At 52.8% G+C, this 12170-nt stretch carries 11 protein-coding genes and 6 tRNA genes; 10 read left to right on the top strand and 7 right to left on the bottom strand.

The features are described 5' to 3' along the window. The first annotated feature begins 99 nt into the window (after window positions 1-99). A complete protein-coding gene (locus JSN25_RS20785) occupies window positions 100-1335 on the top strand; it encodes an ion channel protein (RefSeq protein WP_085047780.1) in 1236 nt (411 codons plus the stop codon). Here JSN25_RS20785 and JSN25_RS20790 read toward each other — a convergent pair whose 3' ends face one another. Beyond that, the gene (locus tag JSN25_RS20790; RefSeq protein ID WP_204525318.1) at window positions 1336-2988 is read right to left on the bottom strand and encodes an alpha-keto acid decarboxylase family protein; all 1653 of its coding nucleotides are present in this window, start codon (window positions 2986-2988) and stop codon (window positions 1336-1338) included. A 184-nt stretch (window positions 2989-3172) separates the two neighbouring features. Here JSN25_RS20790 and mgrA point away from each other — a divergent pair, with 184 nt between their 5' ends. Then, window positions 3173-4162, top strand: coding sequence for an L-glyceraldehyde 3-phosphate reductase (gene mgrA, locus JSN25_RS20795; RefSeq protein WP_204525319.1), 990 nt, complete (start codon window positions 3173-3175; stop codon window positions 4160-4162). Window positions 4163-4299: 137 nt separating this feature from the next. Beyond that, window positions 4300-4626 carry a DUF2502 domain-containing protein YpeC gene (ypeC, locus tag JSN25_RS20800; protein WP_003834889.1) on the top strand — a complete coding sequence of 109 codons (327 nt, stop codon included), beginning with the start codon at window positions 4300-4302 and terminating at the stop codon, window positions 4624-4626. A 32-nt stretch (window positions 4627-4658) separates the two neighbouring features. On the opposite strand, the gene JSN25_RS20805 is transcribed toward ypeC, so the two are convergent. Next, complete coding sequence (locus tag JSN25_RS20805) at window positions 4659-5897, bottom strand: Nramp family divalent metal transporter (protein WP_038642443.1); 1239 nt, start codon at window positions 5895-5897, stop codon at window positions 4659-4661. Further along, on the bottom strand, window positions 5894-5968 hold the full coding sequence (locus tag JSN25_RS22525) for a hypothetical protein (RefSeq protein WP_422678879.1): 75 nt from the start codon (window positions 5966-5968) through the stop codon (window positions 5894-5896). Before JSN25_RS22525 ends, JSN25_RS20805 begins: the two co-directional genes overlap by 4 nt. A gap of 273 nt (window positions 5969-6241) precedes the next feature. On the opposite strand from JSN25_RS22525, the gene nupC reads away from it, so the two are divergent. Further along, on the top strand, window positions 6242-7444 hold the full coding sequence (gene nupC / locus JSN25_RS20810; protein WP_038642445.1) for a nucleoside permease NupC: 1203 nt from the start codon (window positions 6242-6244) through the stop codon (window positions 7442-7444). 150 nt (window positions 7445-7594) lie between these two features. On the opposite strand, the gene JSN25_RS20815 is transcribed toward nupC, so the two are convergent. Together JSN25_RS20815 and JSN25_RS20820 are read right to left on the bottom strand one after the other, a co-directional pair. Beyond that, a tRNA-Ala gene (locus tag JSN25_RS20815) sits at window positions 7595-7670 on the bottom strand. Between the two features lie 42 nt (window positions 7671-7712). Further along, window positions 7713-7788, bottom strand: a tRNA-Ala gene (locus tag JSN25_RS20820). Window positions 7789-8009: 221 nt separating this feature from the next. Between JSN25_RS20820 and JSN25_RS20825 the strand changes: the two genes are divergently transcribed. Together JSN25_RS20825 and JSN25_RS20830 are read left to right on the top strand one after the other, a co-directional pair. Next, on the top strand, window positions 8010-8372 hold the full coding sequence (locus JSN25_RS20825; protein WP_006683575.1) for a YfeC-like transcriptional regulator: 363 nt from the start codon (window positions 8010-8012) through the stop codon (window positions 8370-8372). A 1-nt stretch (window position 8373) separates the two neighbouring features. Then, on the top strand, window positions 8374-8766 hold the full coding sequence (locus tag JSN25_RS20830) for a MerR family transcriptional regulator (RefSeq protein WP_038642449.1): 393 nt from the start codon (window positions 8374-8376) through the stop codon (window positions 8764-8766). A gap of 55 nt (window positions 8767-8821) precedes the next feature. On the opposite strand, the gene gltX is transcribed toward JSN25_RS20830, so the two are convergent. Continuing rightward, window positions 8822-10237 (bottom strand): glutamate--tRNA ligase, encoded by a 1416-nt coding sequence (gene gltX, locus JSN25_RS20835; RefSeq protein WP_038642458.1) that lies wholly within the window; start codon window positions 10235-10237, stop codon window positions 8822-8824. A 258-nt stretch (window positions 10238-10495) separates the two neighbouring features. Between gltX and JSN25_RS20840 the strand changes: the two genes are divergently transcribed. The 4 genes from JSN25_RS20840 to JSN25_RS20855 all read left to right on the top strand — a co-directional run bounded on the left by JSN25_RS20840 (window position 10496) and on the right by JSN25_RS20855 (window position 10895). After that, a tRNA-Val gene (locus tag JSN25_RS20840) sits at window positions 10496-10571 on the top strand. 46 nt (window positions 10572-10617) lie between these two features. Then, a tRNA-Val gene (locus JSN25_RS20845) sits at window positions 10618-10693 on the top strand. Window positions 10694-10739: 46 nt separating this feature from the next. Next, a tRNA-Val gene (locus tag JSN25_RS20850) sits at window positions 10740-10815 on the top strand. Between the two features lie 4 nt (window positions 10816-10819). Next, window positions 10820-10895 (top strand) — tRNA-Lys (locus tag JSN25_RS20855). A gap of 304 nt (window positions 10896-11199) precedes the next feature. Here the strand turns inward: JSN25_RS20855 and JSN25_RS20865 are convergent. Continuing rightward, complete coding sequence (locus tag JSN25_RS20865; protein WP_204525320.1) at window positions 11200-12084, bottom strand: LysR family transcriptional regulator; 885 nt, start codon at window positions 12082-12084, stop codon at window positions 11200-11202. Window positions 12085-12170 lie beyond the last annotated feature (86 nt).

Below are 12170 nucleotides of genomic sequence, written 5' to 3' on the forward strand. Positions count from 1 at the left end.
AGATCACACAATTACTTTATCGTTTCAGCACCATTTGCAGCGATGCGGTCGCGCAGGCTGTGCAAACTATATCTATGACTCTGTTTGAAGGAATTGAAAATGCTCCATCCGCGAGCCAGAACGATGCTCTTGCTATCAACTCCCGCGATAATCATTGGCATAGCGTCCAGCCTGGTGTTGATCGTTGTGATGAAAGTCGCTTCCGTTTTACAGCAATTTTTATGGGAGCGTCTGCCGATTAGCATCGGAATTGCCCAAGACTCTCCGCTGTGGATCATCGGTATGCTCACGTTAACCGGACTGATGGTCGGGCTTGTCATCCGCTACAGCCGGGGCCACGCTGGTCCGGATCCGGCTTGTGAACCGTTAATCGGAATGCCGGTGGCCGTTTCGGCGCTGCCAGGCCTGCTGGCGGCGCTAATCCTCGGTCTGGCGGGCGGCGTCAGTTTAGGGCCGGAACATCCCATCATGACCGTGAATATCGCCCTCGCAGTGGCGCTTGGCAGCCGCCTCTTTCCGCGCATTGCTAAGCTGGACTGGACCATTCTCGCCTCTGCCGGCACCATCGGGGCGTTATTTGGTACTCCCGTGGCCGCCGCGTTGGTGTTTTCGCAAACGCTGAATAGCTCGAACGATGTTCCTTTATGGGATCGCCTGTTTGCGCCGTTAATGGCCGCCGCCGCAGGTTCACTGACCACCAGCCTGTTCTTTCATCCCCATTTTTCATTGCCCATCGCGCACTATACGCAAATGCATCTGATCGATATCCTCAGCGGTGCGGTCGTTGCTGCTATCGCCATTGCCGCGGGCATGGTGGCCGTCTGGTGTCTACCGCGCTTGCATCATTTAATGCATCGGCTTAAACACCCGGTACTGATCCTTGGGGTTGGTGGTTTTATTCTCGGTATTTTGGGTGTAATTGGCGGACCGCTTACCTTATTTAAGGGACTGGATGAAATGCAGCAAATGGCGTTTAGCCAGACGCTGGGGACAACGGATTATTTGCTGCTTGCCGTGATCAAACTGGCGGCATTGGTGGTCGCCGCAGCGAGCGGTTTTCGCGGCGGGCGAATTTTTCCGGCGGTCTTCGTGGGTGTCGCGCTGGGTCTGATGCTGCACGCCCATGTTGAAGCCGTTCCGGCAGCCATCACGGTCTCCTGCGCGATTCTCGGGCTGGTGCTGGTCGTTACCCGCGACGCGTGGCTGAGCCTGTTTATGGCGGCAGTCGTGGTGCCAGACACCACTCTGCTGCCGCTGCTTTGCGTCGTTATGCTCCCTGCCTGGCTTTTATTGGCCGGAAAACCAATGATGATCGCCAGCCGTCCCGAGGAGTAGCTATCCTCCGTTGCGAGATTCCAGCGCACGGGTCACCGTGCGCAATAACTCAGGAAGATCGGCTTTCGGTAGCACCACTTCAATTAATGACAACCGTTGTGGACGGGACAGCCGGGCCAGCACTTCCTCCAGTTGGACCGCCTGCTTCACTCGCCAGCATTCCGCCTGACATTCATGACTTAACGCCTGCGGCACCAGCGTCCAGTTCCATCCGGCGATGTCGTTATAACGCTGATTTGCCCCGTGAATGGCCCTCTCCACGGTATAGCCGTCATTGTTAAGCAGTAAAATCACCGGTGATTGCCCGTCCCTGAGCATAGAGCCCAGTTCCTGGATAGTGAGTTGCGCTGCACCATCGCCAATAATCAGGATCACCCGGCGGTCCGGGCAGGCCGTTTGCGCGCCAAATGCCGCCGGGAGCGCGTAGCCGATGGAACCCCACAGCGGTTGGACCAGGACTTCCGCACCGCTGGGTAGCGAGAGCGCTGCCGCACCAAATGCCGCCGTTCCCTGGTCGACGAGGATGATGTCATCCGGCGCCAGATAGTGTTGCACCGTTTGCCAGAAATTTTCCTGGGTCAGCAGCCCCTTCTCAACCTGGATACGCCCAACTGGCGGGCGTTCGGGCGGCAGTGAAAACGACATCTCCAGACACAACTCGCGTAACGTAGTGACGGCCTGTTCCATCGGAACGTTAAACCATTGGGTACCAACACGTGACGCATGGGGCTGAACGTCAATCGTGCGCTCCGGTGGTAACCGTTGCGTAAACCCAGCGGTCAGGGTGTCGACAAATTGTGTACCGACGCAAATAATCGTATCGGCATCTTCAATGGCCTGGCGCACATAGTCGCTACTGGCTCCGGCGCTGTACGTACCGACAAACGCCGGGTGACGCTCATCAAATAACCCTTTCCCCATCAACAGCGTGGCGTGAGCCATCGGCGTTTCCGCCATCCAACGCTGCAATACAGGCTGTAAGCCAAAACGCTGCGCGAGAAAGTCGCCCAGCAGCGCTACGCGCGGACTGTCCAATAGCCGCTCGCGGGCATAATAGCGAAACGCTTCCGCCACGCTGCTTTCCGGTTCGCTCAGAGGAATAATCAGGGCGTCATTCGGCGGCGTGGCGGGCTGTTTTGCCACATCAGCAGGCAACATCAGATAGCCCGGCCTGCGCTCAGTTAACATCGCCCGTAGCACGCGATCAATTTCATAGCAGGCGTTTTGTTCATCCAGCACTGCGCTGGCCGTCGTTACAGCCTGCTGCATACGGTAAAAATGCTGAAAGTCACCGTCGCCAAGGGTGTGATGCATCAGTTCCCCACGACGCTGCGCACCGCGACAGGGCGCGCCGACAATATGCAGAACGGGAACATATTCCGCATAGCTTCCCGCGATACCGTTGATCGCACTTAACTCTCCCACGCCAAACGTGGTGAGCAAAGCTCCCGCCCCTGCCACCCGGGCATAGCCATCCGCAGCATAAGCCGCATTTAATTCGTTCGCACACCCGACCCAACGTACGCTGGGATGTTCAATCACGTGGTCAAGAAACTGCAAATTATAATCGCCAGGCACACCAAAGAGGTGGCCGACGCCACAGCCTGCCAGCCTGTCCAGCAGATAATCAGCAACGGAATATTGGGTTTGCATGACAGCTATCCTTCTGACGGTAACCTCAATGTTGAGTATCGAAGAACTGTGATGACTGTCCAGGAGAGTTGTTGTGRAGGGGGTGGAAAGCAAGATGTACAGTTTTGACGATTAAAAATTCATTACAGTCTGCTTTGTGTAAACGTATACACTCAATGACACACGTTATCCAACAGGAGGCTACATGGTTTATCAGGCTGATGAAAATCGCTATCAAACAATGGAGTATCGCCGCTGCGGCCAGAGCGGCCTCAGGTTGCCGATTGTCTCTTTGGGTTTGTGGCATAATTTTGGTGATGCCACGCAGGTAGAGAACAGTCGGGCGCTGTTACAGCGCGCATTCGATCTGGGAATTACTCATTTTGACCTGGCGAATAACTATGGCCCGCCGCCGGGCTCAGCGGAGCGAAATTTTGGCCGCATTCTGCAGGAAGATTTTTTACCGTGGCGGGATGAGCTGATCATCTCCACCAAAGCGGGCTACACCATGTGGGAAGGGCCCTACGGCGACTGGGGATCGCGCAAGTACCTGATTGCCAGCCTCGATCAAAGCCTCAAACGCCTGGGGCTGGAGTATGTTGATATCTTCTATCATCACCGGCCCGATCCTGAAACGCCGCTCAGAGAAACCATGCGCGCGCTGGATCATATTGTCCGTCAGGGGAAAGCGCTGTACGTCGGGCTGTCTAACTATCCGGCTGAGCTTGCCAGGCAGGCGATTGAAATACTCGACGATTTAGGCACCCCCTGCCTTATCCACCAGCCTAAATATTCCCTGTTTGAACGTTGGGTCGAAAGTGGCCTGCTGTCGCTGTTACAGGAAAAGGGTGTTGGCAGTATCGCCTTCTCACCGCTGGCGGGTGGGCAATTAACCGACCGCTACCTGAACGGTATTCCTGCGGACTCGCGCGCGGCAAGCTCCAGCCGTTTTCTTAACCCGGACCAGTTAACGCCACAAAAACTGGAAAAGGTCCGTGCGCTGAACGCGCTCGCAGAGCGCCGGGGACAAAAACTTTCTCAAATGGCGCTCGCGTGGGTATTACGGGAAGACAAGGTCACCTCCGTGCTGATAGGCGCCAGTAAACCCGCGCAAATTGAAGACGCCGTTGGCATGCTGGCAAACCGGCATTTCTCTGCCGAAGAGTGCGCTGAGATTGATGCCATTCTGAGCTGATTGAAATAAAGACACATTTATTAACAAAAAGTGCTCTCGCTCGCGATTTAAGAGTTAAGGCGATGAAACGGGGCTTTACTGCCCCGTAATATTACGTTAACAGGCCGGCTACGGCTCGATCGTGAAGGAGAGTAAACATGTTCAGGTCACTGATTCTGGCGGCAGTCTTATTGGCTTTTACCCCGCTGGCCGCGAACGCTGGCGAAATCACCCTGCTGCCATCAATAAAATTGCAAATTGGCGATCGCGATAATTACGGTAACTACTGGGATGGCGGCCGCTGGCGCGACCGGGATTACTGGCATCATAACTATGAGTGGCGCAAAAATCGTTGGTGGCGTCATGACAACGGCTATCATCGTGGCTGGGATAAACGTAAAGCTTATGAGCGCGGCTATCGCGAAGGCTGGAATGACCGTGACGACCATCGCGGTCGCGGGCGCGGTCACAAACATCATCATTAATGTAACAAAAGAGCCTGCGGGCTCTTTTGTTTTTACAAACCCAGCGCGGTTCCCACCAGTAGCCAGATATTGAGCGCGACCACTAACACCACAATCATCCAGCCAATGTATTTGACCCAGGCGGTGTTAACCAAATCCCCCATCAATGTGCCGTTGCTGGTAAAGATCAGTAGCGGCACCAGCGCAAGGGCAATCCCGAAACTGAGCAACACCTGGCTCATCACCAGAATACGGGTCGGATCCAGCCCCATCAGAATCACAATAAATGATGGCATCATGGTGACAGTACGGCGTACCCATAATGGGATATGAAAGCGGATGAATCCCTGCATCACCACCTGCCCCGCCAGCGTGCCGACCACAGTAGAAGACAGTCCCGCAGCCACCAGGCTTAAACCAAACACCGTCGCCGCCGCATGGCTCAACAGCGGTTCAAGGGTCAGGTACGCTTGATCGAGATCGGCGATACCGGTATGCCCGCTAAAATGAAATGCGGCGGCAGCTGTCGCCATCATCGCCAGGTTTACAAATCCGGCAATCGTCATGGCGATAGCCACATCCCATTTGGTGGCCGTATAGCGCTGTTGGCGCGTTCCGCCGTGCAGATGCTGGGTTAAGGAAGAGTGCAGATAAATGACGTGCGGCATGATGGTCGCGCCAAGTACGCCTGCGGCCAGGAACACAGCCTCCGAATTGGGCAGACTGGGAATAATCATCCCCTTGCTAAGCTGCGCGAAGTTCGGTTGGGAAAAGATCAGTTCCACAATGTAAGCCGCGGCCACAAACAGCAGCAGGCCGCCAATGACTTTTTCCAGCGGCTTTTGCCCGCGGCGCTGCAGCATCAAAATTAAGAATGTCGCGATGCCGGTAAGCACGGCCCCCTGCAATAACGAAACGCCCAGGATCAGTTTGAAACCAATCGCAGCGCCAATAAACTCAGCAAGGTCGGTCGCCATGGCGATAATTTCAGCCTGCACCCAGTAAAACCACACCACCGGGCGAGGATAATGATCGCGAATTTGCTCTGCCAGGTTTTTACCGGTGGCAATACCCAGTTTTGCCGACAGCACCTGAATCAGCATCGCCATCAGGTTTGCCCAGACCACCACCCACAGCAATTTATAACCAAAGCTGGCCCCTGCCTGGATATTGGTGGCAAAGTTACCTGGATCGATATAACCGATCGCCGCGATGAACGCAGGTCCCATTAATGCGAGCTTCAACTTGCGCGCTGCCCGTCCACTGCTACTCTCAACGCGATCGTTCGTCATTTTAGTGCCCCAGAAACATAGCCTTTGCTATATTTCAAGCTACGCCCATTGAGAATGATTATCAAATTCATTTTAATGGGTGAAGTTGATTTCTCTGATAGCGATTGTCTATGGATCGATAAAGATTCTGGAAATACCGGTGAGATGTTTAATTATTGTTATTAGATTAGCACAATGACATAACTTTTCACTTCCCTACTCAACATAACAGAAGTGTATCGCCGATCACTAATTTTGAATCTCGTCACAGGTCCTTATTATAGTGTGTGTTTGATCTCGTTTTCTTTATGGTTGTTACATAGAATGTGCACGAAAACTAAACCTGCCTCATATTTGGAGCAAATATGGACCGCGTTCTTCATTTTGTCCTGGCCCTTGCCGTGGTTGCGGTACTCGCACTGCTGGTAAGCAGTGACCGTAAAAAAATCCGCATTCGTTATGTTATTCAACTGCTTGTTATTGAAGTGTTACTGGCATGGTTCTTCCTGAACTCTGATGTCGGTCTGGGCTTCGTGAGAGGCTTCTCCGAGATGTTTGAGAAACTGCTCGGATTCGCTAATGAAGGGACAAACTTTGTCTTCGGCAGCATGAACGACAAAGGCCTGGCATTCTTCTTCCTGAAAGTGCTTTGCCCGATCGTCTTCATTTCCGCGCTGATTGGTATTTTGCAGCATATCCGCGTTCTGCCAATTGTCATCCGCGCGATTGGTTTCCTGTTATCTAAAGTCAACGGTATGGGTAAGCTGGAATCCTTTAACGCCGTCAGCTCCCTGATCCTGGGTCAGTCCGAGAACTTTATCGCCTATAAAGATATTCTCGGCAAAATGTCCCGCAACCGTATGTACACCATGGCTGCAACAGCGATGTCGACGGTTTCCATGTCTATCGTCGGCGCGTATATGACCATGCTGGAGCCGAAATACGTGGTTGCTGCGCTGGTTCTGAACATGTTCAGCACCTTTATCGTCTTGTCGCTGATCAACCCCTACACCGTTGATGCCAGCGAAGAAAACATTCAGATGTCTAACCTGCACGAAGGCCAGAGCTTCTTCGAAATGCTGGGTGAATACATCCTGGCAGGTTTCAAAGTGGCAATTATCGTTGCAGCCATGCTGATTGGTTTCATCGCGCTGATCGCCGCCCTGAACGCCCTGTTCGCTACCGTGACCGGTTGGTTTGGCTACAGCATCTCCTTCCAGGGCATCCTGGGCTACATCTTCTACCCGGTTGCATGGGTAATGGGTGTACCGTCCAGCGAAGCGTTGCAGGTGGGCAGTATCATGGCAACCAAACTGGTTTCTAACGAATTCGTCGCGATGATGGATCTGCAGAAAATCGCCTCTACGCTCTCTCCACGCGCTGAAGGCATCATCTCTGTGTTCCTGGTCTCCTTCGCTAACTTCTCTTCCATCGGGATTATCGCCGGCGCGATTAAAGGCCTGAACGAAGAACAAGGTAACGTGGTTTCCCGCTTTGGTCTGAAGCTGGTGTACGGCTCTACGCTGGTGAGCGTACTGTCTGCATCCATCGCAGCACTGGTACTGTAAGCCTAAGACAACATTGTCGTGTTAAGACCGGGGAGGTTTTTCTCCCCGGTTTTTTTATGCGTGTTATTCAGCAAACCAAAGAAATATAAGGTGAGAACTGGCAGGATGTAAAAACAAAAAACCCCCGCTTTTCAGCGAGGGTTTAAATTTTGGTGGAGCTAAGCGGGATCGAACCGCTGACCTCTTGCATGCCATGCAAGCGCTCTCCCAGCTGAGCTATAGCCCCACGATGCTTTTACGTACAGACCAAATTTATTGGGATTAAATTTGGTGGAGCTAAGCGGGATCGAACCGCTGACCTCTTGCATGCCATGCAAGCGCTCTCCCAGCTGAGCTATAGCCCCGTCACGTAAAGCTTGTCGAGTTGACGGGCGGCATCATATGAATTCCCTTCGCGTGTGTCAACGGCAAAATTAACTCATAGAATTCAATCGCTGAAAAAGCAGTCAAATGAAGAACATTGCGTAACAACTCGCATTCAGTAGTTAAACGCGTCACGGTTTCTACTAAAATGGTGCTATAAAATGAGCCACTAATTAACCCCACGACTACTCAGGGAATCGTTATGTTCAAGGAACGGATGACGCCAGAAGAGCTTGCTAATCTGACCGGATACAGCCGACAGACCATCAATAAATGGGTGCGCAAGGAAGGTTGGGCTACATCACCAAAACCAGGCGTTCAGGGCGGTAAAGCCCGTCTGGTTCACGTCACCGAACAAGTTCGTGAATACATTCGCAGCGCTGAACGTTCAGCCGAAGGTTTATCAGATAACTTATCGTTATCCGGTGATACTTCGATTGAGGCGCTGCTGATTAGACTCGCCAAAGAGATGACGCCGTCAGAACAGAAAATGTTTACGTCATTGATCCTGCGTGAAGGCATTACGGGTTTATTACAACGCTTAGGGATCCGCGAAAACAAATAATATGAAAAAATTACGCAGCAAAATGACGACCGAAGAGCTGGCGGAATGTCTCGGGGTAGCCAAACAAACCGTCAATCGTTGGATCAGAGAGCAAAACTGGACCACCGAAAAATTTCCCGGCGTTAAAGGTGGTCGTGCGAGACTTATTCATATTGACTCCGGTGTCCGCACGTTTCTGCTCAACGTTCCCGCTTTTCGCAAAGCTCCTGAGTTTTATCAGGCTGAAGAACCGCTGGCAGAATACACCCATGTAGTGCGCAGCCATGCCTGTCGCCAGATAATCAGCGCACTGGACAATATGTCGCCAACGGAACAAGAAAAGCTGGCGATGTATATCTCGCGCGAAGGGATTCGTAATTTCCTTATCCGTCTGGGCATTGATGAGTCTGAATAACAGGTAAAAAAACGGCAGGAGCGCATCCTGCCGTTGTGTCAACAATTAGCCAGAATTACTGCTGACTTTCACGCTCTGCAATAAACGCCAGTGCTTTGTTAATACGCTCAACGCTGCGGGATTTACCAATCGCATGCACCGTGACGTCTAACGCCGGGGACTGACCCGCGCCGGTTACCGCGACGCGCAGCGGCATCCCAACTTTACCCATACCCACTTCCAGCTCATCAGCGGTTGCCTGAATCGCGTGGTGGACGTTTTCTGCCGTCCATTCAGTAATGGCGGCCAGTTTGTCGCGAACCACTTCCAGCGGCTGACGCGCAACCGGACGCAGGTGTTTCTTCGCCGCGTCAGCGTCGAACTCAGCAAAGTCTTCATAGAAGTAGCGACAGCTCTGCGCCATTTCTTTCAGCGTCTTGCAACGCTCGCCCAGCAGTTTCACCAGCTCAGACAGTTGAGGCCCAACGCGAGTATCGATATTTTCCTGCTCAATGTGCCACTGCAGATGCGTTGCCACATATTCCGGTGCCAGCGCATTAATGTAGTGATGGTTCAGCCACTGCAATTTTTCAGTGTTGAACGCGCTCGCAGACTTGCTCACCGCACCGAGGGAGAACAGTTTAATCATCTCTTCACGGGTGAAGATTTCCTGATCGCCGCTGGACCAGCCCAGGCGCACCAGATAGTTCAGCAGCGCTTCCGGCAGATAGCCGTCATCGCGGTATTGCATCACGCTGACCGCACCGTGACGTTTAGAGAGTTTTTTACCGTCGTCGCCGTTGATCATCGACACGTGCGCGTAAACCGGCACCGGCGCATTCAGCGCTTTCAGGATATTGATCTGACGCGGGGTGTTGTTGATATGGTCTTCGCCACGAATAACGTGAGTGATTTCCATATCCCAGTCATCGACAACCACGCAGAAGTTGTAGGTTGGGGAGCCGTCGGTACGGCGGATGATCAGATCGTCCAGCTCCTGGTTGCTGAATTCGATCGGCCCACGGATCTGATCGTCAAAAATAACGGAACCGTCCTGCGGGTTGGCAAAACGCACCACGCACGGTTCATCGGCGGCATGGTGCTCATGACCGTGGCGGCAGCGGCCGTCGTAACGCGGCTTCTCACCGTTCGCCATCTGCTCTTCGCGCAGCGCATCCAGACGCTCTTTGGAGCAGTAGCACTTATATGCGGTGCCTGCTTCCAGCATTTCATCAATAACAGCGTTGTAGCGATCAAAACGTTTGGTCTGGAAGTACGGGCCTTCATCCCATTCCAGATTCAGCCAGTTCATACCATCCATAATGGCTTCAATAGCTTCCGGCGTGGAGCGTTCGAGATCGGTGTCTTCAATACGCAGCACAAACTCACCGCCATGGTTACGTGCAAAAAGCCAGGAATAAAGAGCAGTGCGCGCACCGCCGACGTGCAGGTAACCTGTCGGGCTTGGCGCGAAGCGAGTTTTGATTTTCATGAAATGGCCTTACGTTTATAAAGATGCCGACAACCGGCAAATCCAGGGAAGATTATCAGGCTCGTATTCTATCACTGTGGTCTGATTCCTCAATGTTGATCGGGTTGGAACATCACGCTTTGCCATTTTCGTATACAAATCATGCTGCATGGATTGTTTTGCGATCGTTTTGTTTAAATTTACGACGAACGAACAATTTCTTTAGAAAATGCGTTGACTCATTTTCAACTCTCCCTATAATGCGACTCCACACAGCGGGGGTGATTAGCTCAGCTGGGAGAGCACCTCCCTTACAAGGAGGGGGTCGGCGGTTCGAACCCGTCATCACCCACCAACTACTTTATGTAGTCTCCGCCGTGTAAAACAAGAAATTGAGAAGTGGGTGATTAGCTCAGCTGGGAGAGCACCTCCCTTACAAGGAGGGGGTCGGCGGTTCGATCCCGTCATCACCCACCACTTTCTCGCCAGCTGGATTTCTTGTTAAAATATGAAGTACCGAAGTGGGTGATTAGCTCAGCTGGGAGAGCACCTCCCTTACAAGGAGGGGGTCGGCGGTTCGATCCCGTCATCACCCACCACTTCGGGTCGTTAGCTCAGTTGGTAGAGCAGTTGACTTTTAATCAATTGGTCGCAGGTTCGAATCCTGCACGACCCACCAATGTAAAAAGGCGCCCTAAAGGCGCCTTTTTGCTATGCGCAAAATTCAACGATTCGAACCTGCAGCAGGTTCGGGTCGAACGTAGTGAGACAACGGAGCCGTTTACGGCGACGGCCCGAAGGGCGAGCGAAGCAAGTCATCCAGCACGACCCACCAATGTAAAAAGGGCGCTGGCGGCGCCTTTTTGCTATCTGCGATATGAAAAATTCGAATCTGCTTACCTGATGCGCTGCGCTTATCAGGCCTACAGGCAATACCGCACGCGTAGGCCGGATAAGACGTTAGTCGCCATCCGGCGCAAACATCATACCATCAACGCCGCCACCAGTTTCTCCAGCGCGGGCGTTGCCTGCTGCTGGTCATACACAATATACAAATCCGCCGGAATACGCTCCTCTAACGGACGGAACACCACACCCGGCCAGCTCATTTGCGCATAACTGTCTGCAATCAACGTAATTCCAACCCCCATACTGATCATCGCCAACACCGTTTGCGGCTCCTTCAGCTCGCGAATAATCATTGGTGAAAATCCGGCGCTTTGGCAAACGCGCTGTAAAAATGCCCAGTCGGTATGAATGGAGGGCATTGTGACAAAATATTCGTTCCGCAACGCTTCCAATGGTATCGCGGCAAGTTCTGCCAGGGGATGCTCTTCTGGCATCGCCACCAGAAAAGAGGATTCGTGCAAACGTAGGCTGGTGAATCCAGACGAAGGTTCTGTCGCCATCCGCCAAATTCCCGCATCCAACTCACGTCGCTCCAGCATCGTCATCTGCATAGCAGGCATATTCTCGCGAAACAGCACCTCAACGTTAGGGTTATCTTTTAAGAAACGCCGCATCACTGGACGCATTTTTCCCCACATCGCCGTACCGATAACACCGAGCTCAATCCGCCCTGCGTCGCCGCGACCAATTTGCTCTACCCTCGCCAGCGCCTGATTCGCACTGGATAGCAATCGGCGCGACTCTTCCATCAAAATTTTTCCGGCATGTGTTAAGGCTACACTGCGGGAATGTCGGATAAACAGCAAAGTACCGAGTTGTTGTTCCAGCTCTTTAATATGCGTACTGAGCGGCGGTTGCGACATATTCAGGCGAGCAGCAGCGCGTCCAAAATGCAGTTCTTCTGCGACAGCAAGAAAATAACGCAGTAACTTCAGATCGATACGGTGCGTGCGTTCCATGGATAATGCGCTCCTGAGGACAAAGGATAATGCGCAAAGTTACCACATTGCATCGCGGAAAATGAAACGGCGGGTATCAGTCCCCG

The organism is Citrobacter cronae (assembly GCF_016893685.1).
Taxonomy (GTDB): domain Bacteria; phylum Pseudomonadota; class Gammaproteobacteria; order Enterobacterales; family Enterobacteriaceae; genus Citrobacter; species Citrobacter werkmanii.